We start from the raw sequence: 24,719 nt of genomic DNA on the forward strand, positions 1-24,719 counted from the left end.
CTTGAACCAGACAACGAGACAGATAGATGTCAGAACCAAAAGGCGTGAACGGCTACTTGATCAAACAACAAGCGGATGGTCAGTGGTGCTTGATCAACTTCCACGGAGAGAGCGTCGCCGGGTCATTTGCGACAGAACGCGAAGCCATCGCGGTGGCCGAAGTGTTTGTGGACGAGTCAGGCCACGCGAGTAAAAAAACCAAGCGTTAAACCTGAGCAGCCCCCGCAGCCCCGCGCACCAAGGCCTCGGTGAACGGGGCTTTTTTGTGTTTACCTGTACGTTGATGGCCGTTCGCTATAATCTCGCTTGAAACGCCCTTCTGTAGCTGCTGTCGAGGCTGAGACTGGACTGAACACCTTGTACGGAACCCCCAGCATTCCCCTCAACATCTTCAGCGACGACCCACACATGAACAAGATCCTGGCACTGATTGCGGTACTGGCGCTCACGGGCTGCACCACCACCTCAGACATTTACCTGAAAACTGGCGAGCAAGGGCTGACCATTGATTGTTCCGGCGAGGCCAACTCCTGGGCCAGTTGCTACGAAAAAGCCGATGCTTCCTGTGCTGGCACCGGCTACCGCATCGTCGGCACCGAAGGTACGCCAGCCTTGACAGAGAACGACAAGACCCTGGGCAAGGATATCGGCAACTTCAAAGGTCGCAGCGTGGTAGTAGTTTGCCAATAAGCTACATGTGAATTTCAGCGAACTTGATACCCAGGCCGCGAATGGTCTCGATCAGATCATCCAGGCGCGAGAAGGATTCAATCTCATCCTGGTCATCCACCAGGAAAAAACTGCGCCCGGCGCTTTTCTTGAAAAACACGATCCACTCTCCGGGATCGGCCGGGTTCTGGATGACATGGGTTGCCGATATGTGGCCTGCTGCATGCCGGTCTCTGACTTGCTCACGCTTCATGACTTAAGTTCCGCATAATAAAGTTCCGAGTAAAACAATGCCGCTGGGGTTCAGCGGCATTTTTTGTGGGTTACCAACAGTTTAGCGGATGCCTTGGCCTATCAGCATGCCTTCTGCCGTTGCCCATATAGATTGACGCCATCATGGGCGTGAAACTTTACAGGTGCTTGATGAGCGCTATACAAAAAATACCTGCCAATTCCAGGCGAAAAAAAACCTGACGCAACAGGCCAGGCTTTTTGAATCGGATTCGTATGAGCGAGCCTTGCGGGCTTAACCGGAAATGCAATCCTCACCGGCTTTCTTCACGTCACCCGGGCGAATAGGTACGTTGGACATGCTCTCGTAAAGCTTGATGCTACTGCCGCTGGAGCGGTCCTCAATTTCAAAGATGGCCGACGGATCAGCAGAAAACTTCTGTGGCACAATCACCCGGACCCCCTCTTTGTGGGGCTCGATCTGCGAGGCGCTGCGGGTCGACGCCAGTTTCTGAACAACACAGGCCGCATATTCCTGCGGTTTTTTCCCGGAGATAACCGACAAGGTTGGCGGTGTCTGCTTGATGTCTGAAACCGAAGCACACCCACCCAACGCCAGGGCCAGAACCAACACACTCCACTTCATACAAAACCTCCGATAAAGACCCTACGACAGCGCAGATGGTATTTTTCTCCCATGCACGTAGGATTTATCCATGCTAACTCGGGAAATAACTGTTTTAAATTGTCGAAGACGTCGACGACGACCCGATAATAAACGTGCTGGGGCTGATAAACTCCATCTTAACCTACGTATCGTTCTGATTTTTCAGAAAAAGCCCTTCTGGAGACACCCCATGAAATTCATTCACCAGCGCGAGCACCTTAACGAAGGGGACATTGTCGTCATCGAGTGTTCCCAGGCCTGCAATATCCGCCTGATGAGCGATGCCAACTTTCGCAGTTTCAAGAACGGCGGGCGCCACACCTATCACGGCGGTGCATTCGACAAATTCCCGGCCAAAATCACCGCCCCTAGCACCGGATTCTGGAACATTACCCTCGACACGGTCAGCCGCCGGGCTATCAGTGTTACCCGCAAGCCGACCTTGTCCCACAAGATCCGCATCGTTCGCCGTACCAACTCCAAGCTGAGCTGACTTTAAGTGCAGCCGACAGGACAGACCGTGACTCAAACCACCAAATACGTCATCAAGTACAAGCTCAATGGTGAGCGCCGCTTCGAATTCGCACAGTTGCAATCGGCCAGCGTCGAAGCCGCCAAAGAGGCCCTGGCGAAGATTCATGATGCCAGCGACGAAATCACCGACATCAACGTAAGCAAGGCGCTGTAATTCGGGAGTGGTTTTTCACGATGCGCAGTAAGCTGATGCCTGGCCTCACCGCTGATCTGTTTACCGACGACGCCTTGCAGCAACCGCCAGGGAAAAAGCGAGTCGGCGAGCAGTCCTACGTGCTCAAGGGCTACGCCCTGCCCTGGGTCGAGCGCCTGTTGCCAGCGCTGAGGCAGGTGCTGGCTCAGTCACCCTTTCGACAAATGGTCACCCCAGGCGGCTTTACCATGTCGGCGGCGTTGAGCAGTTGCGGTGCCCTGGGATGGACCACGGACCGTACGGGTTATCGCTATACCGCCATCGACCCCAACAGCCAGCAACCCTGGCCTGCACTGCCTGAGACCTTGCGCCAGTTGGCGGTGATGGCAGCGTTAGAAGCGGGTTTCGACGATTTTGAACCGGATGCCTGCCTGATCAACCGCTATGTGCCGGGCGCCAAAATGTCCCTGCATCAGGACAAAAACGAACAGTGCTATACCGCACCGGTGGTCTCGGTGTCCCTGGGCTTGCCGGCCGTGTTTCTGTTCGGCGGCCACACGCGCAGTGACAAGCCCCAAAAGATCTCATTGTTGCATGGCGATGTGGTGGTCTGGGGCGGCGTGGATCGCTTGCGTTTCCATGGTGTGCTGCCGATCAAGGAGGGTGTGCACCCGCAAATGGGATCGCAGCGCATCAACCTGACGTTCCGAATGGCAGGATGAATTTGACCGCAAGCATCAGAGTGCCCCGGATACACCGCCCGGCTAACCTGACTGTGTTGCTCAAGAGTAATCAACCATGACGTCGCGCCATCCCACAGAACAAGATCCACGCTGGGCCGCCATCCTCGCCCGCGATCCCAAGGCCGACTTGCAGTTCGTCTACGGAGTCAAAACCACCGGCGTCTATTGTCGCCCCAGCAGTGCCTCACGCCTGCCTCGCCCGGAAAACGTCGAGTTCTTCGATACCCCACAACATGCCGAGGCCGCGGGGTATCGCCCCAGCAAACGCGCTGCAGGGGACCAAACCCAGGTTGCCCGGCGTCATGCCCAACTGGTAGCGACGGCTTGCCGGCATATCGAGCAGGCCGAGAGCGAACCCAGCCTGGAAGCATTGGCCACCCTCGCCGGCTTGAGCTCCTTCCATTTCCACCGAGTCTTCAAGGCCGTCACCGGCCTGACACCCAAGGGCTACGCCAACGCCCATCGTTCGCGCAAGGTACGTGACGGGCTCAAGGGCAGCCACTCGGTGACCGATGCGCTATACGACGCAGGTTTTAATTCAAATAGCCGGTTCTATGAGTCTGCCGACCAATTACTCGGCATGAAACCCAGCGACTACAAGGCCGGAGGCACCAACAGCGATATCCGTTTTGCCGTCGGCCAGTGCTCCCTGGGGGCAATCCTGGTGGCGCAAAGCAATCGCGGCGTGTGCGCGATTCTGCTGGGGGACGACCCGGATAAGCTGGTGCGCGACCTGCAAGATCAGTTTGCGCGGGCCAACCTCATCGGCGCCGATCACGACTTCGAACAACTGATCGCCCAGGTCATAGGTTTTATCGAAGCTCCCGCGCTGGGCCTGGACCTGCCCCTGGATTTGCGTGGTACGGCATTCCAGGAACGGGTCTGGCAAGCCTTGCGGGACATCCCGGTGGGCAGCACCGCCAGTTACCGCGACATTGCCAAGCGCATCGGCGCCCCGACCTCTTTGCGCGCCGTGGCCCAGGCGTGCGGCGCCAACAGGCTGGCCGTGGCGATTCCCTGCCATCGCGTGGTACGCAGCGATGGCAACCTGTCGGGGTATCGCTGGGGCGTTGAGCGTAAGCGCCAATTGCTGAAGCGGGAAGGTTCGGCACAAACCTGAGCAACCTATAGCATTTTGCGCAGGCGAAACTGCGCGACCTTATGCCGATTACCGCACAGCGCCATGCTGCACCAGCGGCGCTTGTGGGCTTTGGTGCGGTCGTAGAACCACAACACGCATTCTGGATGTTCACAGGTGCGGATCAAGTCAAAATCCCCCTCTACCAGCAGCACCGCGGCAGCTTCAGCCAGTGGAGAGAGAAACTGCTCGGGTGTTTGCTGCTTGCGCTGACGCTCCAGGTGCACCTCTCCCGGCGCAGGCCAGAACAATTGCGGGTGGCTGACAGCCTTGCGTAAAAAACCATTGAGAGCCGCCGGATCGCCTTGCTGGCCGGCCTTGCGCTGCTCCAGCAAAGCCCGGATCACCTCCCGCAATCCCCGGGCCGCGCCAAGCAACGCAGCGGCCTGGAACACAGGCAAGGCCCCCTCCTCGGCCCAGCCAAGACGCACCAGCCAGCGTTCCACATCGGTATCCGCCTGCCAGAAATCCAGGGGCACGCCGTCGACATTGGCCAGGGTATTGAGCATGTCCAGTACTGGGTCATCGGCCAGGACATAGGGTTCCTGAGGTGTCACGGGGGGAGCGATGGCGGTCATGGCAAGTCCTCTTGAGCGTGCGTCATCGTAACCGCAACCACCACAGACTGTAACCCTATAATTTGATTTGACAGGTTACTTGTTTCAAGGCAGCCTGCTTACACAGTAACCGTAAAAACAACTTTATCAAGTTACATAAGGAGTGCAGTCATGTCGATTTCAGCCCCAGTGGTTCGCTACCAATACGTCGATGCCGATGGTGTACGCCTGTTCTACCGTGAGGCTGGCGACCCGTCGGCTCCGGTGATTTTGCTGCTGCACGGGTTCCCCAGTTCTTCCCATATGTACCGCGACCTGATTCCATTGCTCGCCACCCGTTACCGGGTGATTGCGCCCGACCTGCCAGGGTTTGGCTTCACCGAGGTGCCCGCTGAACGAGGCTACTATTACAGTTTCGATAACCTGGCCATCACCGTCGGCCATTTCGTCCAGGCGCTGAAACTCAGTCGCTATGCCCTGTATGTGTTCGACTACGGCGCACCGGTTGGCCTGCGCCTGGCCGTGGCGCATCCGGAAAGGGTCAGCGCGCTGGTGTCGCAAAACGGTAATGCCTACCTGGAAGGCCTGGGTGATGCCTGGGCGCCGATCCGCACTTACTGGGCCGAACCGAGCGAGGCCAACCGGGAGGTCATCCGCAACGCCGTTATCAGCCTGGAGGGCACCCGCTATCAGTACCTGCACGGTGTCGATCAAGCGGATTTGGTCGCGCCGGAGTCCTACATGCTCGACGTGTTGCTGATGCAACGGCCCGGCAATGACGAGATTCAACTCGATTTGTTCCTCGACTATCGCAACAACCTCACGCTATACCCGGCTTTCCAGGCCTTCTTCAAGACCATGCAGGTACCCACGTTGGTGATCTGGGGCCGCCATGATCCGTTTTTCATTCCACCGGGGGCCCACGCCTACAAGACCGACAACCCCAACGCGGTGGTGGAGTTGCTCGACACCGGGCACTTCGCCCTGGAAACCCACGCCGCTCATATTGCCCAGCGCATCCACGAGGTACTTGGGAACACCATCGACTGAAACCTGTACATGAGCCCGGCACGAAAGCCCGGGTTCGTCCAGTGAATAAAACAGACTGGCCTGGTGCAACTGGGGCCTGCTAAAACAGCGGGTAGGCATTCCAACCCGTGGAGAAGCGTTCCATGAGCACTTGGCCAGACACCCGAATTCTTGACCTGCTGGGCATTCAGTTGCCGATTATTCAGGCGCCCATGGCCGGCGCCACTGGCCCGGCCATGGTCATCGCCGCCAGCGCGGCCGGCGCCCTGGGTTCAATGCCGGCTGCGGCGTTGAGCCTCGAGCAATTGCGCGCGGCCTTGACCACCATTCGCCAAGGCAGCACGCGGCCGCTGAACGTCAATTTCTTTTGCCATCAGCCGCCGCCCGCCGATGCTGAGCGTGATCGCCAGTGGAAAAACCTGCTGGAACCCTACTACCGCGAATTGGGCGCCGACTTCGATGCGCCAACGCCTGTTTCCAACCGTGCGCCGTTCAATATCGGCGCCTGCGAAGTCGTAGAAGAGTTCCGTCCCGAAGTGGTCAGCTTCCACTTCGGCCTGCCGGAAAAATCCCTGTTGGACCGGGTCAAGGCAACCGGTGCAAAGGTGCTGTCGACCGCCACCACCGTCGAAGAGGCCATCTGGCTGGAACAACGGGGCTGCGACGCCATCATCGCCATGGGCTATGAAGCCGGCGGTCATCGCGGGATGTTTCTCACCGAGGACCTCAGCAGCCAGATCGGCACCCTGGCCCTGGTGCCACAGATTGTCGATGCGGTCAGCGTGCCGGTGATCGCAGCCGGCGGGATCGCAGATGCGCGAGGCATCGTGGCAGCCTTCGCCCTGGGGGCATCGGCGGTGCAGATCGGCACGGCGTATCTGTTTACCCCCGAAGCCAAGGTGACCCCCTCGCACCACCACGCGTTGCGCAATACCCAGGCCAGTGACACGGCGCTGACCAACCTGTTCACCGGGCGTCCGGCGCGGGGGATTATCAATCGGGTCATGCGTGAGCTGGGCCCGATCAATCTGAGTGCACCGGCGTTTCCATTGTCCGGTGGCGCCCTGATGCCGCTCAAGGCCAAGGACGAAGCCGGCTTCAGCAACCTGTGGTCCGGCCAGGCGTTGCGCCTGTGTAAAGACCTTTCGACGTATGAATTCACCCGAACACTGGCGGTGCAGGCGCTGGAGCAACTCAAAAGAACCTGAAAGCACACACTCCCAGGGCAACTTTGCACTGTACCGCCGGCGACCAACCGCTATATATTCCCGTACATAGCGGTATAGTCTTCTGCCCATAACAAGCCGCACCGTCGGCCCCCAAGGAGCTGTTTCATGATCACTCGTGCCTCACGCCTGGCCCCTGCCACCCTGATCGCCCTCTTTACGCTCGGTTCGGCCCAGGCCGATGAAGTCCAGGTAGCCGTGGCCGCCAACTTCACCGCACCGATCCAGGCGATTGCCGCCGACTTCGAAAAAGACACCGGGCACAAGCTGGTTGCGGCCTATGGTGCCACCGGGCAGTTCTATACCCAGATCAAGAACGGCGCACCATTCGAAGTATTCCTCAGCGCTGACGACAGCACCCCAGAAAAACTCGAGAGCGAAGGCGACACCGTCAAAGGCTCGCGCTTCACCTACGCGACCGGCACCCTGGCACTGTGGTCGGCCAAGGAAGGTTATGTCGACGCCAAGGGCGAGGTGTTGAAGCAAAATCAATACAAGCACCTGTCCATTGCCAACCCGAAAACCGCCCCTTACGGTCTCGCCGCTACCCAGGTGTTGGCCAAGGAAGGGCTGAGCGACAAGGTCAAGGGCAAGCTCGTTGAGGGCCAGAACATCACCCAGGCCTATCAGTTCGTGTCCACCGGCAATGCCGAGTTGGGTTTTGTCGCCTTGTCGCAGATCTATAAAGACGGCAAAGTCACCAGCGGTTCGGCGTGGGTCGTACCCGCCGCCATGCACGACCCGATCAAGCAAGACGCAGTGATCCTCAACAAGGGTAAGGACAGCGCTGCCGCCAAGGCACTGGTTGAATACCTCAAGGGGCCGAAAGCCGCCGCCGTGATCAAGTCCTACGGGTACGAGTTGTAAATGCCCCTGTCGAATGCCGACTTTTCCGCAATCTGGCTAACCATCAAGCTGGCATCCCTGACCACTGCCATTTTGTTGGTCATCGGCACTCCGATCGCCCTATGGCTGTCACGCACCAACTCCTGGTGGCGCGGCCCCATTGGTGCGGTGGTTGCCCTGCCGTTGGTGCTGCCGCCGACGGTGATTGGCTTCTACCTGCTGGTGAGCATGGGACCTAACGGCTACGTCGGCCAGTTCACCCAATGGCTGGGCCTGGGCACCCTGACGTTCAGCTTCGCCGGGTTGGTGATCGGCTCAGTGATCTATTCCATGCCGTTCGTGGTGCAGCCGTTGCAGAACGCCTTCAGTGCCATCGGCACTCGCCCGTTGGAAGTCGCGGCAACTTTGCGGGCCAATCCCTGGGACACTTTTTTCAATGTGATCCTGCCTCTGGCTCGCCCAGGTTTTATCACTGCCTCGGTGCTCGGTTTCGCCCACACTGTCGGTGAGTTCGGTGTGGTCTTGATGATTGGCGGCAATATTCCCGACAAGACCCGCGTGGTCTCGGTGCAGATTTACGACCATGTAGAAGCCATGGAGTATGCGCAGGCCCACTGGCTTGCCGCAGCTATGGTGGTATTTTCTTTCCTGGTGTTGCTGGCACTCTACTCCAGCCGTAAAACCAAGGCAGGCTGGAGTTGACGTCGATGATTGAGGTACGCCTGCAACTGAAGTATCCAGGCTTTGCCCTGGACGTTGACCTGCAGTTGCCCGACCGTGGGGTGACGGCGCTCTATGGTCAGTCCGGCTCCGGCAAAACCACCTGCCTGCGCTGCATCGCCGGCCTGGAACGCGCCAACGACGGCTTCATCCGGATCAACGACAACGTGTGGCAAGACAGTCGCCAAAACGTGTTCGTGCCGCCCCATAAGCGCGCCTTGGGCTATGTCTTTCAAGAGGCCAGTCTGTTTCCCCATATGTCGGTGTTGGCCAACCTGCAATTCGGCCTCAAGCGCATTCCTCGGCAACAACGCCGGGTGGACATGGCCCAAGCCACCGAGCTGCTGGGTATCGGCCATCTGCTGGAGCGCTATCCGCAGTACCTTTCCGGCGGCGAACGTCAGCGCGTCGGCATTGCCCGCGCCCTGCTCACCAGCCCGCAACTGCTATTGATGGACGAACCCCTGGCGGCGCTGGACAGCAAACGCAAAAGTGAGATCCTGCCTTATCTCGAACACCTGCATGACGAGCTGGAGATTCCGTTGCTGTACGTCAGCCATGCCCAGGATGAAGTGGCGCGGCTGGCGGATCACATTGTCGTGCTCAGTAACGGCAAGGCCCTGGCCAGCGGTCCCATTGGCGAAACCCTGGCGCGACTCGACCTGCCACTGGCCCTGGGTGACGACGCTGGCGTGGTGATCAACGGCACCGTCAGCGCTTATGACGAGCACTATCAGTTGCTCACCTTGCAACTGCCGGACAGTCAATTGCAGATGCGGGTGGCCCATGCGCCGTTGGAGAGAGGTAAAGCGCTGCGCTTCAAGGTACAGGCCCGGGACGTCAGCCTCAGCCTGCAGGCCGAGGAGCACAGCAGTATTCTCAACCGATTGCCGGTGACCGTGGTCCAGGAGATTCCAGCCGACAACAGCGCTCACGTGCTGGTGCGCCTGGACGCCGTCGGAACGCCCTTACTAGCGCGCATCACGCGGTTTTCCCGAGACCAATTGCAACTGCATCCAGGCCAGATGTTGTGGGCGCAAATCAAGGCGGTGGCGGTACTCGCCTGACAGTTTGCAATCCTTTGGCACCACCGCGAAGCGCTGCGGTCAATCAAGCATACCGGCTCGATTTGCTGCCAAGGACTTTACGCCATGCCCGATCCTGCGTTGCTTGCTGGCCCGCCCCGTGGCCTGCATTACGTTGATGACACCCAACCGGGTATCCGTCGCAAGCCGCTGCGGGGCACGTTTCAGTATTTTGCTGACGACGGCCAGCGCATCACCGATGTAGATGAAATCCAACGTATCAGTGCCCTGGCGGTCCCGCCGGCCTACACCGATGTATGGATCTGCGCCGACCCACGCGGCCACCTGCAGGCCACTGGCCGTGACGCCCGGGGACGCAAGCAATACCGCTATCACCCGCGCTGGCGCGAGATCCGTGACAGCGACAAATATTCACGGCTGCAGGCATTCGGCAACACCCTGCCGAAACTGCGCAAACAGTTGCAAGCCCAGGTCGCCGAGCCCGGATTCAATCGCGAAAAGGTCCTGGCCACAGTAATCCTGCTACTGGATGCAACGCTGATCCGCGTCGGCAATACCCAATACGTGCGGGACAATCGCTCCTATGGCCTGACCACCCTGCGCACCCGCCATGTGGACATCAAGGGCAGCGAGATCCTGTTCCAATTTCGTGGCAAGAGTGGCATCGAACACCGGATCACCGTCAAGGACCGGCGTCTGGCCAATGTGGTGAAGCGCTGCCTGGAGTTGCCAGGGCAGAACCTGTTTCAATACCTGGATGAAAACAACGAGCGCCATACCGTCAGTTCCACCGACGTCAATGCCTACCTGCAAAACCTCACGGGGGCTGACTTTACCGCCAAGGACTATCGAACCTGGGCCGGCAGCGTCCTCGCACTCTCGGTGCTGAGGGAACTGGAATGGCAACCGGAGTCGGATGCCAGGAAACACGTGGTAGCGATGGTAAAAGAAGTTGCCCGGCAACTGGGTAACACACCGCCAGTGTGCCGAAAATGCTATATCCACCCGGCGCTACTGGAGCATTTCAGCCTCGGCGAATTGGCCAAGCTGCCCAAGCCACGGGAGCGCAAAGGCTTAAAAGCGGAGGAAGTGGGGCTGGCGATATTCCTCGAACAATTGGCTAAAGCTTTGTAGGAAAAAACCCCAAGTGCGCCCCCCTGACAGAGCCGATGCGGTTAACGATCAATGGGCCCAATGGTTGTCCCATGATCCGGCATTTCTCGCCGCACTGTGCCCCACCCACTCCCTGAGCTGGCACGCCGAGGGTTGGCGCTTCGAAATTATTTGACTGGCGTGCCCCAAGTCATTGCAGGCAGGACAAAAGCCCCCTACGGTAATGACCGGATAATCTCATCGAAGAGCCCGATCCCATGTTGCCTTCATCCCTCAAACCTTACGCCAACCCCACATTGCTGCATCGACACAAATGGCGTGGTCGAGTCGGGCTGATACTGGTGGCCAGTCTGTCGGTACTGGCAGGTATGACCGATGCCATCGGCTTCATGGCCAGCGGTGACTTTGTGTCGTTCATGAGCGGTAACACCACGCGCCTGGCAGTGGCGATCAGCGATGGTGACCTGGGCTTGACGGGGCGCCTGACCCTGCTGGTGGCAACGTTTATCGCCGGGAATGCCCTGGGCGTTATCATCAGTCGGATCAGCAAACGCCACGCCCTGCCGTTGCTGCTGTGCATCGCCACCTTGTTGTGCGGCGCGGCGGCCTGGCCTTTCGTCGATCAGTTACCGGCCTTGCTGGCCGCGATCATTGCCATGGGCATGCTCAATGCAGCGGTTGAGGAGGTCAATGGCCTACCGGTCGGACTGACTTACGTCACGGGGGCGCTATCACGTTTCGGCCGTGGGTTGGGGCGATGGATACTGGGGGAGCGTCGCAATGGCTGGCGGGTGCAACTGATTCCCTGGGCCGGAATGTTCGTGGGGGCGGTGATCGGTGCGTTGCTGGAGCAGCGGATGGGGATTCACGCGCTGCTGGTCAGCGGCCTGCTGGCAGCGTTTTTGGGGCTGGTGTCGCTGATGATCCCGCACCGTTGGCACTTGGGGTATATGCCCCGCTGAATCAACCGAAAAAGGTGCCCACCCGACATTACGGCCTCGACGTCCCTGTACTGGTAAAGAGCCTGAATGTCGGGCGAGCATAAGAATCTTAAGGCAATGCCCGGGGACTGTCCGCCGGGAATTTCTGAAAAAAACTGAAGTAGCGTCTTACAGACAAGTCGCCAAAGCGGCCAGGCGACGCTTGGCCGCCCAATTATCTTCGGCAGCGTAATAATTGACGGTGCTCGCTTTACCTGCATTCAGCACATCGACGAAGTAATCACCCGCGGTGGTATAGATCGTATAACCGCCAGCCTGCGCAGGCTCCATGAAGCCGCCGGCATCGACACCGAACACCGCCTCGTCCTGCCAGCCGAACTGCACGCACTGTGCAACCACCAGGGCTGCCTTGTCCGAAGCCAGGGTTTTGTATGGCGTCCCGGAGCGCGCCTCTTTCATCTTCGATCCCGCACAACCGGCCAGCGATGCCAGTACCAACGCGCCTATCACCACCATCCGCATACCATTGCTTCCTTGGAAAAAATCCGACTGTACCACTGGTTTCGACGTGACAGGCGACACCCACTGTTTATTGCGTCACCCTGTGACCTACCTGAAAACCTGTTTTTATCCGGAACCCCCATGACACCCAATGCCGAGCGCTACAACCCTTCCACCGACTACGCCGACAAACTGATCAGCCGCATCGGCCAGACGCCATCTTGGATTGCCAAGCGCATTGGCGTGACCGACAAGCGCATCCGTTACATCCTTGATGGCGAACGTACGGTCAAGGGCGAAACCACTGCGATCCAAATGACCTACACCGAACAGTTTGCCCTGGAATGCCTGGCGGCCGAAGCTCAGGCCAACAAGAAGTAAATCGGCACTGACAGCCGGGTAGACAATCGCGCGTGGCCCGATATTGCCCGCGCTTACCTCCCATCCTGGCGATTACGGATCAGGCCCTACACGCCAGGGATGGCAGCAAACACGGGAGGAGAAAGCGTTCGGGCCCAGAACAACCAGGATAGCTACCCGCGAGCCACTCCTTGCCCATACCGGTAAATGGCCAGGCAATAACCCCCCAGCGCCAACGCTGCCAGCAACCCGCCCGCCGCACCGATATACGCAAAACCAAACTGCCCGCCGACCCAACTCCCCAACAACGCCCCGCCACCGATGCCGATGTTGTAGATTCCGGAAAACATCGCCATGGCCACATCCGTTGCATCAGGGGCCAGCACCAGCACCTTGGATTGCAGCGCCAAGCCGAAAGCCATGATCGCCATGCCCCAGAACACACTCAGGATCACCAGGTAAGACACCCCGCCGCTCAACGGCAGCAACAACGCCAGGCACAAGGTGAGCACAGTCACGGCGGTGATCAGGAAGCGATGGGGATTGAAGCGGTGCAGCAGGCTGAACAGCAGCGACCCGATAATACCCGCCCCGCCAAACACCAAAAGGACCAGGGTCACAGTATTGCCACTCATGCCTGCGACGCCTTCGACGAAGGGCTCGATATAGCTGTAGGCGGTAAATTGTGCAGTGACCACCAAGGCGGTCAGCACATAGAGCGCCACCAGGGCTGGGCGCTTGAACAGCATCGGCAGGCTCCTGAGGGAGCCGGAGTTCTGGCTCGGCAGCAACGGCAAGGTCCGCGCCAGCCAGAACACCAGGCCCGCGGCGAAGGCGGCGATGACGATAAAGGTGCTGCGCCAGCCCATGGCTTCGCCCAACAGACGCCCCAAGGGAATACCCAGCACCATCGCCAGGGAAGTGCCGGTTGCCAGCAAACCCAGGGCCTGTACCTGCTTGCCTTCCGGCGCCAGGCGTACGGCCAGGGAAGCGGTGATGGACCAGAACAACGCATGGGACAGCGCAATGCCGATGCGACTGACCATCAGCATGCCGAAACTGGTGGCCATGCTGGAAAGCACATGGCTGACAATGAACATGGCGAACAACACAATCAACAACTTGCGCCGCTCGACGTTACGGGTCAGCAGCATGACTGGCAACGAGGTCAGGGAAACGACCCAGGCATAAATGGTGAGCATCAGCCCGACCCGCGCAATGGGCAGGTCAAAGCTGGCGCCGATGGCGCTGAGCAGGCCCACCGGGACGAATTCGGTGGTATTGAAGACAAAGGCGGCCAAGGCCAGTGCGATGACAGGCTGCCAGTTGGCCTGGGGTGTAGCCGCTGAAATAGTCATTTAGAACTCTAGGATGATCAAGCAAGCCGGTGACTCGACTTCCCCATGGGCAGGGACATCGTTAAAGACAGCGGTACAGATTGGATAATAGCGCAACGAAAAAAGAGGCCGAAGCCTCTATTTCCACTGCCAACGATAAATGTCGGACTCAAGAATGGGTAGCAAAATCTGTCAGGGCAAGGTCAAGGATCTACCTGCCCCATCAGCTCGGGAATAGACTCCGGCCGCCTGGCATAACGTTGCGCCAACGCCGCGCACACCATCAACTGAATCTGGTGAAACAACATCAACGGCAGGATCAGCACGCCCATGGTCGCCCCGGCAAACAGCACCTGGGCCATGGGCACACCGGTGGCCAGGCTTTTCTTCGAACCGCAAAACAAGATGGTAATGCGATCCTCCTGATTGAAGCCGAAGGCCTTGCCCAGCACCGTCGACGCCACCAGCACCAGCGCCAGCAGCACGCAACAGGCGACCACCAGCCCGCCCAACTCCCATAGGGGGATCTGGTGCCAGACACCCTCGTTCACCGCTTCGCTGAACGCGCCATAGACCACCAGCAGGATCGAGCCCTGGTCGACAAATTTCAGCCAGGCCTTGTTGCGGCCAATCCAATGACCAATCCAGCGACGGGCGATCTGCCCGGCAATAAACGGCAGCAGCAATTGCACGCTGATTTTCAGGATCGCATCGACAGTGGAGCCGCTGTCACCATGCACGTTGAGTAGCAGGGTCACCAGCAAGGGGGTAAGGAAGATGCCGAACAGGCTGGACGCTGCCGCGCTGCAAATCGCTGCCGGGATATTGCCCCGGGCCAGGGAAGTAAAGGCAATCGCCGATTGCACAGTGGCCGGCAGCGCACAGAGGTAGAGCATGCCCATGTACAGGTCGTTGCCGATCAGCGGTGACAGCAGCGGTTTGAGGGCCAGGCCCAACAGTGGAAACAGCACAAAGGTCAGGCTGAACACCAGCAAATGCAGGCGCCAGTGGCCGGCACCAACGACGATGGCCTGGCGCGAGAGTTTGGCGCCGTGGAGGAAAAACAGCAGGGCAATGGCGAAGTTGGTCAACCAGCCGAAGGCCACCGCGGCTTGACCATCAACAGGCAGCAGCGAGGCGAGGATCACCGTGGCAATCAGGATCAGGGTGAAGTTGTCAGGCAAAAAGCGCGGGCGGGTCATAAGCAGGATCTTCCAGGGGGTTGCCAAGAGCATCCTGGCAACTTTAACGTAACTGCTGGTTACCGACTAACGCCAATGAGCCAGTAAATGCCGCCAAAAGGACATGAAAAAGCCATCCGCCGCAGTGTTCCCGGGCTGTCCAGCCTTCCACGACCGGTGTATGGCCGCACTGAATCACTGCCTAACCGCGCCTTGACCCGCCGCCATAGCCATCCGTGGGTGCAGTTGTCCTATGCGATCTCCGGGGTGCTGGAGATCCAGACCAGCGCCGGGCGTTTCGTCGCGCCGCCACAACGGGCGGTATGGATACCGGCCGGGATGCCACACCGGGTATTCAGCTCGCCCCATACCGAAATGCGCAGTTTGTATCTGGACTGCAGCGTCACCGCCTGGGCCGCCGAGCGTTGCCAGGTGTTGGCGGTGAGCAGTTTGTTGCGCGAGTTGATTCGCAGTTTCAGCGAGTTGCCGGTGGAGTATGCCGAGGACGGCCCCCAGGGTCGGTTGGCCCAAGTGGTGCTGGACCAACTCGCCGCCGCGCCGAAGGTCGACCTGATGCTGCCGCTGCCCCATGACGCTCGACTGCGGCAGATCTATCGCAGCCTGGACTTGCACCCGGAACAACAAACCACCCTCGGTCAATGGAGCCAGAAACTGGGCGTCAGCGAGAAAACCCTCAGCCGCCTGTTCCTGAGCGACACCGGCTTGACGTTCAGGGCATGGCGCCAGCGCTTGCGACTGCTGAGCGCCCTGCCCTCGCTGGAACAAGGCGAACGGGTGACCGATGTAGCGCTGGCCTGTGGCTATGAGTCGACTTCGGCGTTTATTGCCGCATTTCGTCAACAGTTTGCGGCCACGCCAGGGGAGTTCTTCCATTAGCGCTTATGAAAGCGGCAAGGCTCCTGACGCAAAAAAAACCACCCGGCCCCTGCGACACTGGTATCGTGCCGCGCTTGAAAAACAGCCGCAGACTTGCGAGGAATTCGACGTTGAACACTGACGAAAAAATGACCGGTGACCTGTTTGAAGTGGACAAACGCCTGTCGCTCAAGCCCGTGGTGGACTTCAATCGTTACCTGGAGGCCGCTTTCGGCGCAGGCCCTTGCACCTGTGTGCGCTGTGTCGCTGGCAACGGTGACGAAACCGGTTATGAATTCCAGCACACCTTCGACTTCCAGGGCCAAACGGCCAACCGCCGCTTCGCCTCCACCGCTGGCAGCGATGTGCTGTTGATGTTGAAAAAGGTTTGGCTATCCTATACCAAGGCCGAGCTGCCACTGAGTGGTGTTCTGGCGCTTGAGACACTGAAGGAGTTTGTCGAGCCGCAGTGGCACAAGCGGTTGTTACCGCTGTTGGTGGCCAGTGGGTTGGTGAAAGACGTTGAAGGAGAGTTGCGGATGCAGCCGCAAGCGGCTGGCTGAGCATCATCAGTGTGGGCTGGTGGCAACCAAGTCGCTGCCTTGAACCGCTGAAGGTCCTGCGGCCCTTATCGCAGCCTCGTGCCTCGACAGCGGCTACAAAGAACCGTCGATTACCTGTAGCCGCTGGCGTAGCCTGCGATCGGCTGCGCAGCAGTCGTTTGGGTCTTGAGATTGCCGAAGGTCCTTCGGCCCTTATCGCAGCCTCGTGCCTCGACAGCGGCTACAGAGGGCAGACGCCGATTACCTGTAGCCGCTGGCGTAGCCTGCGATCGGCTGCGCAGCAGTCGTTTGGGCCTTGAGATTGCTGAAGGTCCTGCGGCCCTTATCGCAGCCTCGTGCCTCGACAGCGGCTACAAAGAACCGTCGATCACCTGCAGCCGCTGGCGTAGCCTGCGATCGGCTGCGCAGCAGTCGTTTGGGTCTTGAGATTGCCGAAGGTCCTGCGGCCCTTATCGCAGCCTCGTACCTCGACAGCGGCTACAGAACGCCAGGCTTTCTGGCGTTGTGCAGTCAGATCAAATGTAGGTGCTATGCCAGTTCGGTCCGCAATTGTCGCGCTGCACTGACCATATGCACCAACGCCGCCTCGGTTTCCGGCCAGCCACGAGTCTTCAACCCACAGTCCGGGTTGACCCACAGGCGCTCGGCGGGGATCCGCTTGGCTGCCTTGCGCAGCAGGTTGGCCATTTGCGCCACCTCTGGCACTCGGGGCGAATGGATGTCGTAGACGCCAGGCCCAATGTCGTTCGGGTAGGCGAAGGCTTCGAACGCGTCCAACAGTTCCATGTCCGAACGCGAGGTTTCGATGGTGATCACGTCGGCATCCATGGTCGCAATGGACTCGATCACATCGTTGAACTCGCTATAGCACATGTGGGTGTGGATCTGGGTTTCATCACGCACTCCAGAGGCGCACAGGCGAAACACTTCGGTGGCCCAATCCAGGTAGTGCTGCCACTGCGCCTGGCGCAACGGCAAACCCTCGCGGAAGGCGGCTTCATCAATCTGCACAATCTTGATGCCCGCAGCCTCCAGGTCCACTACTTCGTCACGAATGGCCAGGGCCAATTGCCGGGCCTGCGCTTCGCGGCTCACGTCTTCGCGGGGGAACGACCACATCAACATGGTCACAGGACCGGTGAGCATGCCCTTCATTGGTTTGGCGGTCAGGCCCTGGGCGTAGCGAATCCATTCCACCGTCATGGCCTTCGGGCGACTGAGATCACCGTAGATCAGCGCCGGTTTCACACAGCGCGAACCGTAGCTCTGGACCCAGCCGAAACGGGTAAACACATAACCGTCCAGTTGCTCGGCGAAGTATTCAACCATGTCGTTGCGCTCGGCCTCACCATGCACCAGCACGTCCAGGCCCAGGTTTTCCTGCACATTAACGGCGTGGCGAATCTCGCTGTGCATGGCCTCGACGTATTCGGCTTCGCTCAACTTGCCGGCCTTGTACGACTGGCGAGCCAGGCGAATCGATGCAGTTTGCGGGAACGAACCAATGGTGGTGGTCGGGAACAACGGCAGGTTCAGGCCGGCACGTTGTTTCTCGATACGCGTGGCGAACAACGAATGACGCTGGCTGTCCTTGGCGGTAATCGCAGCGACTCGCGCCTGGACCGCCGGTTTATGGATACGTCGCGACGTAACACGGGCAGCCTGTACGCCGCGGCTTTCGGCCAGGGCCTTGAGCACCGGCGCAGCTTCAGGCGTGTTGATGGCCTGGGCCAGCACGGCCACCTCTTCGCACTTTTGTACGGCGAAGGCCAGCCAGCTTTTCAGTTCAGTATCGAGCTTGTCTTCGCGGCCCAGGTCCACCGGGCTGTGAAGCAAGGAGCACGATGGCGCAACCCACAGGCGATCACCCAGGCGCTGGTGGGCGTGCTGCAAGGTAGCCAGCGCATGTTCCAGGTCGCAGCGCCATACATTACGGCCGTTGACCAAGCCCAGGGACAACACTTTATAAGCGGGTAGACGGTCAAGGATCGTCGGATATTGTTCGGGAGCGCGCACCAGGTCGATGTGCAGGCCATCCACTGGCAGGTTCGCCGCCAGGCCGAGGTTTTCTTCCAGGCCGCCAAAATAAGTGGCAACCAGCTTCTTCAACGGGTCGCGCTGAATCAGGTTGTAGGCACGCTCAAAGGCGTTTTTCCAATCCTGAGGCAGGTCGAGCACCAGGATCGGCTCGTCGATCTGCACCCATTCCACGCCCAGGTCCGCCAGCCGCTGGAAGATCTGCCCGTACAGCGGCAGCAGGCGATCCAGCAGGTCCAACTTGTCGAAGTCGCCGCCCTTGGCCTTGCCCAGCCACAGGTACGTCAGCGGGCCAATTACCACAGGCTTGACGGTGTGCCCCAGGTCGCGAGCCTCTTTGACTTCTTCGAACAGTTGATCCCAGCCCAGCTGGAATTGCTGGTCGACGCTGAACTCAGGGACGAGATAGTGGTAGTTGGTGTCGAACCACTTGGTCATTTCCTGGGCGTGGCCAGCGCCGCAGCAACTGTCGCTGACGCCACGGGCCATGCCAAACAGGGTGTTCAGGGTAGCTTTACCATCGGCCGGACGGAAACGCTCGGGGATCACACCGAACATCAGCGAGTGCGTCAGGACCTGGTCGTACCAGGCAAAGTCACCGGCTGGCAGCAGCTCAATACCGGCGCTCTTCTGCAGCGCCCAATGAGTCTTGCGCAGCTCACGGCCCACGGCGCGCAGGCCGGTTTCGTCTAGCTCACCCTTCCAAAACGCTTCCTGCGCTTTTTTCAGTTCACGGTCGCGTCCAATGCGCGGAAATCCAAGGGAATGGGCAACTGCCATGACAAACGACTCCAATCTGTGGGGATGGAGCCATTGTCGGCATTCGATCATAGTGAAACAAACTCATTTTATTCTTCATGATCACAAGTTTTGCTCATGACTCTGTCAGGCGCTGACGTAGGGACAAAACGGGTGAAGCATGAAGTAGTACAACCAGGGGCTGATCCTTCATCGCAAGGGGTGGATCAGTCGGCTTGATATTGACTCGCGAGCAAGCCCGCTCCCCTATTCGTTCTATTGCATCTTCTCGCCCCCTTACCTTCGTATTGCCACACTGGGACGCTACGCTAGTCGTCGATCCGCAAAATCCGCTCACTAACCTTTCGATCCGGTCCAAGTGAAGGCACAATGCGTGTCCTTTTTTGGCAGGCACCGCCGCAGGCTCTGAAAAATGATCAAAACGCCGTACTACCTCATCGATAAACAGAAGCTTCTGGTCAACATGCAGAAGATCGCTTACGTGCGCGAACAGTCCGGCGCCAAGGCCCTGCTGGCGCTCAAGTGTTTTGCCACCTGGTCGGTGTTCGACCTGATGCAGCAGTACATGGACGGCACCACGTCGTCGTCGCTGTACGAGCTCAAGCTCGGTCGCCAGAAGTTCGACGGTGAAGCTCACGCCTACAGCGTGGCCTGGGCCGACGATGAAATCGAAGAGATGCTGGAGAACTGCGACAAGATCATCTTCAACTCCATCGGCCAGTTGCAGCGCTTTGCCGAGCGCTCCGAAGGCAAGACCCGTGGCCTGCGGGTCAACCCACAGGTCAGCAGTTCCGATTACCTGCTGGCCGACCCCGCACGCCCGTTCAGCCGCCTGGGCGAATGGGACCCGGAGAAGATCGAAGGCGTTATTGAGCAGATTTCCGGCTTCATGTTCCACAACAATTGCGAGAACGGCGACTTTGGCCTGTTCGACCAGATGTTGAACACCATCGAGGAACGCTTTGGCGAACTGCTGCACAAGGTCAGTTGGGTCAGCCTCGGCGGCGGTATCCACTTTACCGGTGAAGGCTATGCGTTGGACGCGTTCTGCACGCGGCTCAAGGCGTTCTCGCAGAAGTACGGCGTGCAGGTTTACCTGGAGCCGGGCGAAGCAGCAATCACCAACAGCGCCTCGCTCGAAGTCACTGTGCTCGACACCCTCTACAACGGCAAAAACCTGGCCGTGGTAGACAGCTCCATCGAAGCCCACCTGCTGGACCTGCTGATATATCGCCTGGACGCCAAGATGGCACCGTGCGAAGGCGATCACACCTACATGGTGTGCGGCAAGTCGTGCCTGGCCGGGGATATCTTCGGTGAATATCAATTTGATCGTCCGCTGACCATCGGCGATCGGCTGTCGTTCATCGACACGGCAGGCTACACCATGGTCAAGAAGAACTGGTTCAACGGCCTGAAAATGCCGTCCATCGTAGTGAAACAACTCGACGGTACCGTCGAAGTGGTTCGTGAGTTTGGTTACGACGACTACCTGTCCAGCCTCTCGTAAGCTGGCGAATAAAGGAGAGATAAAGCAATTGAAAAAGAACGTTCTTATCATTGGTGCAGGAGGTGTCGCCAAGGTGGTGGCCCACAAGTGCGCGCAGCACAACGACGAACTCGGTCGTATTGCTATCGCGTCGCGCAACATCTCCAAATGCCAGGCCATCATCGACAGCGTCAAGGCCAAGGGCAGCCTCAAGCAGCCTGCGGACATTAAAGCCTTTACGCTGAACGCCCTGGACGTGGAAGCGACCAAGGCCCTGATCCGCGAGACCGAATCGCAGATCGTCATCAACGTCGGCTCCGCCTTCCTTAATATGTCGGTGCTGCGTGCCTGCATCGATACCGGCGTGGCCTACCTCGACACCGCCATCCATGAAGAGCCGGGCAAGGTCTGCGAGACCCCGCCGTGGTACGGCAACTACGAGTGGAACCACCTGGAAGAGTGCAAACAGAAGAACATCACGGCCATTCTCGGCGTGGGCTTCGACCCGGGTGTCGTCAACGCTTATGCAGCGCTGGCGCAACAAAAGCATTTTGACCGCATTGATTCGATCGACATTCTCGACGTCAATGCCGGCTCCCATGGCAAATATTTCGCCACCAATTTCGACCCGGAAATCAACTTCCGCGAATTCACCGGACAGGTGTGGAGCTGGCAGGACAGCCAGTGGACCAGCAACACCATGTTCGAAGTCAAACGCACTGACGACCTGCCGGTGGTCGGTTCGCAGAACCTGTACCTGACCGGTCACGATGAAGTGCACTCGCTGTCGAAAAACCTCGACGTGCCCAACGTGCGCTTCTGGATGAGCTTCGGCGAACACTACATCAACGTGTTCACCGTGCTGAAAAACCTCGGCTTGCTCTCCGAAAAACCGGTCACTACCGCCGAAGGCCTGGAAGTGGTGCCGCTCAAAGTGGTCAAGGCCGTGCTGCCTGACCCGTCGTCGCTGGCACCGGGCTACACCGGCAAGACCTGCATCGGCGACCTGGTCAAGGGCACCAAGGATGGCCAGCCGCGCGAACTGTTCATCTACAACGTGGCCGACCACGAAGATGCGTTCGCCGAGACCGACAGCCAGGGCATCTCCTACACCGCCGGCGTACCGCCAGTGGCTGCGGCGTTGCTGGTTGCGCGTGGCGTGTGGGATGTGAAGCACATGGCCAACGTCGAGGAGCTGCCGGCTGAGCCGTTCCTCAAGGCGTTGGATGCGATGGGGTTACCGACTCGGATCAAAGACGAGAACGGTGATCGGGCTTGGGATGCTATCGCCTGATAGCAACTCAATGAAAAATGCGCCCGAATGGGCGCATTTTTGTTTGAGCCGATGAGTTCATCACTCGGCCGATAGTCGCGACCACACTGCAAGATCGACTTCGCGGCGGTCTGAACCCCATGATCAGGCAACATCGACCATCTCCCTTATCACCTCAATAAATGCCCTCAAACCGCCCGGAACATGACGGTGCCCCGGGTAATACAAATACAGCCCGGCGCCAGGCGAACACCAATCATCCAGTACCTTGATCAGGCACTTGTCCGCCAAATACCGCGCCACCGTATGCTCCGGCACATACGCGATGCCCAACCCGCGAGCGGCAGCGTCGGCCATGATTTCCACGTTATCGAGGGTGAGGTTTCCGGTGGTGCTCACCGTCAGTGACTGCCCGTGCTTTTCAAACTCCCAGCGATAGGGTTTGCCGCTGGGCATGCGAATGGAAATGCACTGGTGGCGCTGGAGATCGTCCGGCGTGAGTGGGGCGGGATGGTTTGCCAGGTACTTCGGCGAAGCCACGGTAATGAAGCGCGTGGGCGGCCCCAGACGCACCGCGATCATGTCCTGAGGCACCGATTCGCCCAAGCGAATACCGGCATCAAAACCCTCGCCGACGATGTCCACCAGGCGGCCATCGGTCACAAGGTCCACGCTCATCTGCGCAAAGCGCGTGAGAAATTCCGGCAGTACCGCCTCCAACAGAATTCGCGCAGCCGGCTCGCTGGCGCTGATGCGCAGGCTGCCGCTGGGCAAGTCACGGAACTCATTGACCTCCTCCAGCGCCAGCTCGAACTCGCGCAACAACGGCGTCACCCGGCTCACCAAACGCTGCCCGGCCGGCGTTGGCGCAACGCTGCGGGTGGTGCGGTTGAGCAAGCGCACACCGAGATTGGCCTCCAGCGTGCGCATCATATGGCTGAGGGTCGAGGCCGACAGCCCCAGCTCATCGGCAGCCTTGCGAAAGCTGCGATGAGACACGATCAGCGTCAAGGCACTGAGTTCTGCGAGCGAAGGCGACGATTGATTCATGGTGAAATTTCACTAACTCATGCGCGATTGCATCGATAGTAGCAGCAGTCGCTGCGGCGTACGGTGTCCGTACTGTTTGCCAACTCGGCAGCTTACGGAGGACATCCCCCATGAATAAAACCTGGCTGGTTACTGGCAGCTCCTCGGGCATCGGCAAGGCCCTGGTGGAACAACTGCTTGAACGCGGGGATCGGGTTGCCGCGACTTTGCGTAAAACCCAAGCCCTGAAGGATTTGGCAGAGCGTTATCCCGAGCAACTGTGGTTGGCGCAGCTGGATGTGAATGATGCAGAGGCCATTCGCAAAGTGGTCAAGCAGGCGTTTACCGAATGGGGGCGCATCGACGTGGTGGTCAGCAGCGCGGGTTATGCGTTGTTTGGTGCCGCGGAGGAAGTCAGCGACGAACAGATCAAGCAGCAGTTGCAGACCAACCTGGTGGGCTCGATTCAGGTGATCCGTGCGTGCCTGCCGTTTCTGCGAGAGCAAGGCGGTGGCCGGGTGCTGCAGGTTTCTTCGGAGGGCGGGCAGTTGGCGTATCCGAACTTCAGCCTGTATCACGCCAGCAAGTGGGCGATTGAAGGGTTTGTTGAGTCGGTGGCGCAGGAGGTTGCACCGTTCGGGATTGAATTTACGCTGGTGGAGCCAGGGCCAACGCGCACCAACTTTGGCGCTGCGCTGGTGAGCCCGCCGCAGATGGCGGTGTATGACAAGACCCCGGCGGGTGATGTGCGCAGGGCTGTGGCCAGTGGGGAGTTTGCGCTGACGGGTGACCCGGTGAAGATGGCGAAGGCGATGTTAGCGGTGGCTGACGTGCAACCTGCGCCGAAAAGGTTGTTGTTGGGCAGTGGTGCGTATGAGCGGGTTCATGCGGCGTTGACTGAGCGGTTGGCGGCACTTGAGGCACAACAGGAAGTCGCCCGCAGCACTGAAATCGACTGATTTCGTGGCGATTGGTGTACGTCGATGAACGGTGCGCCGGGTTAACGGCTCTCGGATTTTTCCGACAGCTGTTTCAGGTTGTAGGTCGGACAGGGGCTGACTAACCTTCGTCGTCGCTGCCAATTCAGCGGCCGGATTTGACCGTCCGACTAATCAACGAACTGCAACGCCCAACACCTGTCCCAGGCGTTTTTTTTGTGCCTGATGTATCGTGTCGCGGCGGCTGTACGCGGGATACCTTCGGGTATGCCGGGTTCGTTGATTACCGGTCGGTCAACCCGCGTACAGCTGCCACCCCCCCTCGTTTGACCGCGAACGGTGGCGGCTCCACTAATCAGCGGAGCTTCACCATGATTAAAGACAGTCCAAATCCCCCGCATCATTCCAGCTACGACGCCAGCCTGCTTCAAGAAGCGGCGTACCGTGCTATCAATCACTACCTGAATCCTGAAAGCCAAGCCCAAGCCCAAGCTCCAATCGACGAACCTACCGAACCACCCTTCGATGGCTTATTTACCGTGCGTGCTGATCTGGATGCGCAAACCTTGCTGGTCAATGCCTCACAGGATTTAGCGTCGATCAACGTGATTGCGGCCCATCTCGCCTTCGAAGTCGACGGGATTCAACGCAATGTGGCGCTGGGTATTTGCAGGATGCTGGAAGGTGTGCAGATGTTGGTCGACAAGGCGCTGGATGGATGCGCGCAAACTACGTCGAAGTAAAAAGACTGCGCTCTAATGGGCCGCTTCCAATCACAGGAGG

28 protein-coding genes are annotated in these 24,719 nt (G+C 59.1%); 20 read left to right on the top strand and 8 right to left on the bottom strand.

From position 1 onward, the window contains the following. The first annotated feature begins 26 nt into the window (after nt 1–26). Together GIR22_RS03780 and GIR22_RS03785 are read left to right on the top strand one after the other, a co-directional pair. Nucleotides 27–209 (top strand): hypothetical protein, encoded by a 183-nt coding sequence (locus GIR22_RS03780; protein WP_154742009.1) that lies wholly within the window; start codon nt 27–29, stop codon nt 207–209. A 199-nt stretch (nt 210–408) separates the two neighbouring features. Next, nucleotides 409–690 (top strand): hypothetical protein, encoded by a 282-nt coding sequence (locus tag GIR22_RS03785; protein ID WP_154742052.1) that lies wholly within the window; start codon nt 409–411, stop codon nt 688–690. Nucleotide 691: 1 nt separating this feature from the next. On the opposite strand, the gene GIR22_RS03790 is transcribed toward GIR22_RS03785, so the two are convergent. Together GIR22_RS03790 and GIR22_RS03795 are read right to left on the bottom strand one after the other, a co-directional pair. Continuing rightward, nucleotides 692–922 carry a hypothetical protein gene (locus GIR22_RS03790; RefSeq protein ID WP_154742010.1) on the bottom strand — a complete coding sequence of 77 codons (231 nt, stop codon included), beginning with the start codon at nt 920–922 and terminating at the stop codon, nt 692–694. Between the two features lie 273 nt (nt 923–1,195). Then, complete coding sequence (locus GIR22_RS03795) at nt 1,196–1,546, bottom strand: hypothetical protein (RefSeq protein WP_154742011.1); 351 nt, start codon at nt 1,544–1,546, stop codon at nt 1,196–1,198. Between the two features lie 211 nt (nt 1,547–1,757). Here GIR22_RS03795 and GIR22_RS03800 point away from each other — a divergent pair, with 211 nt between their 5' ends. The 4 genes from GIR22_RS03800 (at nt 1,758) to ada (ending at nt 4,097) form a co-directional block, all read left to right on the top strand. After that, complete coding sequence (locus GIR22_RS03800) at nt 1,758–2,060, top strand: DUF1883 domain-containing protein (RefSeq protein WP_154742012.1); 303 nt, start codon at nt 1,758–1,760, stop codon at nt 2,058–2,060. Nucleotides 2,061–2,087: 27 nt separating this feature from the next. Beyond that, entirely contained in the window at nt 2,088–2,255 is a 168-nt protein-coding gene (locus GIR22_RS25920) for a hypothetical protein (protein WP_178122073.1), read from the top strand. Between the two features lie 35 nt (nt 2,256–2,290). After that, a complete protein-coding gene (alkB, locus tag GIR22_RS03805; protein ID WP_154742053.1) occupies nt 2,291–2,956 on the top strand; it encodes a DNA oxidative demethylase AlkB in 666 nt (221 codons plus the stop codon). Between the two features lie 76 nt (nt 2,957–3,032). After that, a complete protein-coding gene (gene ada / locus GIR22_RS03810; RefSeq protein WP_154742013.1) occupies nt 3,033–4,097 on the top strand; it encodes a bifunctional DNA-binding transcriptional regulator/O6-methylguanine-DNA methyltransferase Ada in 1,065 nt (354 codons plus the stop codon). A 5-nt stretch (nt 4,098–4,102) separates the two neighbouring features. Here ada and GIR22_RS03815 read toward each other — a convergent pair whose 3' ends face one another. Next, on the bottom strand, nt 4,103–4,693 hold the full coding sequence (locus GIR22_RS03815) for a CGNR zinc finger domain-containing protein (RefSeq protein ID WP_154742014.1): 591 nt from the start codon (nt 4,691–4,693) through the stop codon (nt 4,103–4,105). Nucleotides 4,694–4,843: 150 nt separating this feature from the next. On the opposite strand from GIR22_RS03815, the gene GIR22_RS03820 reads away from it, so the two are divergent. The 7 genes from GIR22_RS03820 to GIR22_RS03850 all read left to right on the top strand — a co-directional run bounded on the left by GIR22_RS03820 (nt 4,844) and on the right by GIR22_RS03850 (nt 11,614). Beyond that, nucleotides 4,844–5,722, top strand: coding sequence for an alpha/beta fold hydrolase (locus tag GIR22_RS03820; RefSeq protein WP_154742015.1), 879 nt, complete (start codon nt 4,844–4,846; stop codon nt 5,720–5,722). A 122-nt stretch (nt 5,723–5,844) separates the two neighbouring features. Next, a complete protein-coding gene (locus GIR22_RS03825; RefSeq protein WP_154742016.1) occupies nt 5,845–6,909 on the top strand; it encodes an NAD(P)H-dependent flavin oxidoreductase in 1,065 nt (354 codons plus the stop codon). A 126-nt stretch (nt 6,910–7,035) separates the two neighbouring features. Continuing rightward, a complete protein-coding gene (gene modA / locus GIR22_RS03830; RefSeq protein ID WP_154742017.1) occupies nt 7,036–7,794 on the top strand; it encodes a molybdate ABC transporter substrate-binding protein in 759 nt (252 codons plus the stop codon). After that, nucleotides 7,795–8,475: a molybdate ABC transporter permease subunit gene (gene modB, locus GIR22_RS03835; protein ID WP_154742018.1), complete on the top strand. Its 681-nt coding sequence runs from the start codon at nt 7,795–7,797 to the stop codon at nt 8,473–8,475. A gap of 5 nt (nt 8,476–8,480) precedes the next feature. Beyond that, nucleotides 8,481–9,560, top strand: a complete 1,080-nt coding sequence (gene modC / locus GIR22_RS03840) for a molybdenum ABC transporter ATP-binding protein (RefSeq protein ID WP_154742019.1) — start codon at nt 8,481–8,483, stop codon at nt 9,558–9,560. An 84-nt stretch (nt 9,561–9,644) separates the two neighbouring features. Next, nucleotides 9,645–10,673, top strand: a complete 1,029-nt coding sequence (locus GIR22_RS03845; RefSeq protein WP_154742020.1) for a DNA topoisomerase IB — start codon at nt 9,645–9,647, stop codon at nt 10,671–10,673. Between the two features lie 236 nt (nt 10,674–10,909). Then, entirely contained in the window at nt 10,910–11,614 is a 705-nt protein-coding gene (locus GIR22_RS03850) for a YoaK family protein (RefSeq protein ID WP_154742021.1), read from the top strand. Nucleotides 11,615–11,761: 147 nt separating this feature from the next. Here the strand turns inward: GIR22_RS03850 and GIR22_RS03855 are convergent, their stop codons facing one another. Then, nucleotides 11,762–12,115, bottom strand: a complete 354-nt coding sequence (locus GIR22_RS03855) for a hypothetical protein (RefSeq protein WP_154742022.1) — start codon at nt 12,113–12,115, stop codon at nt 11,762–11,764. 120 nt (nt 12,116–12,235) lie between these two features. Between GIR22_RS03855 and GIR22_RS03860 the strand changes: the two genes are divergently transcribed. Beyond that, entirely contained in the window at nt 12,236–12,475 is a 240-nt protein-coding gene (locus GIR22_RS03860) for a hypothetical protein (protein ID WP_154742023.1), read from the top strand. Nucleotides 12,476–12,627: 152 nt separating this feature from the next. On the opposite strand, the gene GIR22_RS03865 is transcribed toward GIR22_RS03860, so the two are convergent. Together GIR22_RS03865 and GIR22_RS03870 are read right to left on the bottom strand one after the other, a co-directional pair. Beyond that, nucleotides 12,628–13,812: a sugar transporter gene (locus GIR22_RS03865; RefSeq protein ID WP_154742024.1), complete on the bottom strand. Its 1,185-nt coding sequence runs from the start codon at nt 13,810–13,812 to the stop codon at nt 12,628–12,630. Nucleotides 13,813–13,994: 182 nt separating this feature from the next. Beyond that, a complete protein-coding gene (locus GIR22_RS03870; protein WP_154742025.1) occupies nt 13,995–14,993 on the bottom strand; it encodes a bile acid:sodium symporter family protein in 999 nt (332 codons plus the stop codon). Nucleotides 14,994–15,080: 87 nt separating this feature from the next. Here GIR22_RS03870 and GIR22_RS03875 point away from each other — a divergent pair, with 87 nt between their 5' ends. Then, nucleotides 15,081–15,869: an AraC family transcriptional regulator gene (locus GIR22_RS03875; RefSeq protein ID WP_154742026.1), complete on the top strand. Its 789-nt coding sequence runs from the start codon at nt 15,081–15,083 to the stop codon at nt 15,867–15,869. A gap of 110 nt (nt 15,870–15,979) precedes the next feature. Beyond that, complete coding sequence (locus GIR22_RS03880) at nt 15,980–16,411, top strand: hypothetical protein (RefSeq protein WP_154742027.1); 432 nt, start codon at nt 15,980–15,982, stop codon at nt 16,409–16,411. Nucleotides 16,412–16,939: 528 nt separating this feature from the next. On the opposite strand, the gene metE is transcribed toward GIR22_RS03880, so the two are convergent. Continuing rightward, a complete protein-coding gene (metE, locus tag GIR22_RS03885; protein ID WP_154742028.1) occupies nt 16,940–19,228 on the bottom strand; it encodes a 5-methyltetrahydropteroyltriglutamate--homocysteine S-methyltransferase in 2,289 nt (762 codons plus the stop codon). Between the two features lie 391 nt (nt 19,229–19,619). On the opposite strand from metE, the gene GIR22_RS03890 reads away from it, so the two are divergent. Together GIR22_RS03890 and GIR22_RS03895 are read left to right on the top strand one after the other, a co-directional pair. Continuing rightward, complete coding sequence (locus tag GIR22_RS03890) at nt 19,620–20,717, top strand: carboxynorspermidine decarboxylase (protein WP_154742029.1); 1,098 nt, start codon at nt 19,620–19,622, stop codon at nt 20,715–20,717. A gap of 28 nt (nt 20,718–20,745) precedes the next feature. Next, the gene (locus GIR22_RS03895; protein WP_154742030.1) at nt 20,746–21,990 is read left to right on the top strand and encodes a saccharopine dehydrogenase family protein; all 1,245 of its coding nucleotides are present in this window, start codon (nt 20,746–20,748) and stop codon (nt 21,988–21,990) included. A gap of 123 nt (nt 21,991–22,113) precedes the next feature. On the opposite strand, the gene GIR22_RS03900 is transcribed toward GIR22_RS03895, so the two are convergent. Continuing rightward, nucleotides 22,114–23,019: a LysR family transcriptional regulator gene (locus GIR22_RS03900; RefSeq protein WP_154742031.1), complete on the bottom strand. Its 906-nt coding sequence runs from the start codon at nt 23,017–23,019 to the stop codon at nt 22,114–22,116. Nucleotides 23,020–23,129: 110 nt separating this feature from the next. Here GIR22_RS03900 and GIR22_RS03905 point away from each other — a divergent pair, with 110 nt between their 5' ends. Next, nucleotides 23,130–23,957: an SDR family oxidoreductase gene (locus tag GIR22_RS03905; protein ID WP_154742032.1), complete on the top strand. Its 828-nt coding sequence runs from the start codon at nt 23,130–23,132 to the stop codon at nt 23,955–23,957. Nucleotides 23,958–24,307: 350 nt separating this feature from the next. Continuing rightward, the gene (locus GIR22_RS03910; protein ID WP_154742054.1) at nt 24,308–24,679 is read left to right on the top strand and encodes a DUF6124 family protein; all 372 of its coding nucleotides are present in this window, start codon (nt 24,308–24,310) and stop codon (nt 24,677–24,679) included. Nucleotides 24,680–24,719 lie beyond the last annotated feature (40 nt).

The sequence above is a fragment of the Pseudomonas karstica genome (assembly GCF_009707515.1).
GTDB classification, from domain to species: Bacteria; Pseudomonadota; Gammaproteobacteria; order Pseudomonadales; family Pseudomonadaceae; genus Aquipseudomonas; species Aquipseudomonas karstica.

Bases quoted from the DNA above. Each gene is read 5' to 3' on its own strand.
- GIR22_RS03780 (WP_154742009.1), top strand. From the start codon at position 27: ATGTCAGAACCAAAAGGCGTGAACGGCTACTTGATCAAACAACAAGCG.
- GIR22_RS03785 (WP_154742052.1), top strand. From the start codon at position 409: ATGAACAAGATCCTGGCACTGATTGCGGTACTGGCGCTCACGGGCTGC.
- GIR22_RS03790 (WP_154742010.1), bottom strand. From the start codon at position 922: ATGAAGCGTGAGCAAGTCAGAGACCGGCATGCAGCAGGCCACATATCG.
- GIR22_RS03795 (WP_154742011.1), bottom strand. From the start codon at position 1,546: ATGAAGTGGAGTGTGTTGGTTCTGGCCCTGGCGTTGGGTGGGTGTGCT.
- GIR22_RS03800 (WP_154742012.1), top strand. From the start codon at position 1,758: ATGAAATTCATTCACCAGCGCGAGCACCTTAACGAAGGGGACATTGTC.
- alkB (WP_154742053.1), top strand. From the start codon at position 2,291: ATGCCTGGCCTCACCGCTGATCTGTTTACCGACGACGCCTTGCAGCAA.
- ada (WP_154742013.1), top strand. From the start codon at position 3,033: ATGACGTCGCGCCATCCCACAGAACAAGATCCACGCTGGGCCGCCATC.
- GIR22_RS03815 (WP_154742014.1), bottom strand. From the start codon at position 4,693: ATGACCGCCATCGCTCCCCCCGTGACACCTCAGGAACCCTATGTCCTG.
- GIR22_RS03820 (WP_154742015.1), top strand. From the start codon at position 4,844: ATGTCGATTTCAGCCCCAGTGGTTCGCTACCAATACGTCGATGCCGAT.
- GIR22_RS03825 (WP_154742016.1), top strand. From the start codon at position 5,845: ATGAGCACTTGGCCAGACACCCGAATTCTTGACCTGCTGGGCATTCAG.
- modA (WP_154742017.1), top strand. From the start codon at position 7,036: ATGATCACTCGTGCCTCACGCCTGGCCCCTGCCACCCTGATCGCCCTC.
- modB (WP_154742018.1), top strand. From the start codon at position 7,795: ATGCCCCTGTCGAATGCCGACTTTTCCGCAATCTGGCTAACCATCAAG.
- modC (WP_154742019.1), top strand. From the start codon at position 8,481: ATGATTGAGGTACGCCTGCAACTGAAGTATCCAGGCTTTGCCCTGGAC.
- GIR22_RS03845 (WP_154742020.1), top strand. From the start codon at position 9,645: ATGCCCGATCCTGCGTTGCTTGCTGGCCCGCCCCGTGGCCTGCATTAC.
- GIR22_RS03850 (WP_154742021.1), top strand. From the start codon at position 10,910: ATGTTGCCTTCATCCCTCAAACCTTACGCCAACCCCACATTGCTGCAT.
- GIR22_RS03855 (WP_154742022.1), bottom strand. From the start codon at position 12,115: ATGCGGATGGTGGTGATAGGCGCGTTGGTACTGGCATCGCTGGCCGGT.
- GIR22_RS03860 (WP_154742023.1), top strand. From the start codon at position 12,236: ATGACACCCAATGCCGAGCGCTACAACCCTTCCACCGACTACGCCGAC.
- GIR22_RS03865 (WP_154742024.1), bottom strand. From the start codon at position 13,812: ATGACTATTTCAGCGGCTACACCCCAGGCCAACTGGCAGCCTGTCATC.
- GIR22_RS03870 (WP_154742025.1), bottom strand. From the start codon at position 14,993: ATGACCCGCCCGCGCTTTTTGCCTGACAACTTCACCCTGATCCTGATT.
- GIR22_RS03875 (WP_154742026.1), top strand. From the start codon at position 15,081: ATGCCGCCAAAAGGACATGAAAAAGCCATCCGCCGCAGTGTTCCCGGG.
- metE (WP_154742028.1), bottom strand. From the start codon at position 19,228: ATGGCAGTTGCCCATTCCCTTGGATTTCCGCGCATTGGACGCGACCGT.
- GIR22_RS03890 (WP_154742029.1), top strand. From the start codon at position 19,620: ATGATCAAAACGCCGTACTACCTCATCGATAAACAGAAGCTTCTGGTC.
- GIR22_RS03900 (WP_154742031.1), bottom strand. From the start codon at position 23,019: ATGAATCAATCGTCGCCTTCGCTCGCAGAACTCAGTGCCTTGACGCTG.
- GIR22_RS03905 (WP_154742032.1), top strand. From the start codon at position 23,130: ATGAATAAAACCTGGCTGGTTACTGGCAGCTCCTCGGGCATCGGCAAG.
- GIR22_RS03910 (WP_154742054.1), top strand. From the start codon at position 24,308: ATGATTAAAGACAGTCCAAATCCCCCGCATCATTCCAGCTACGACGCC.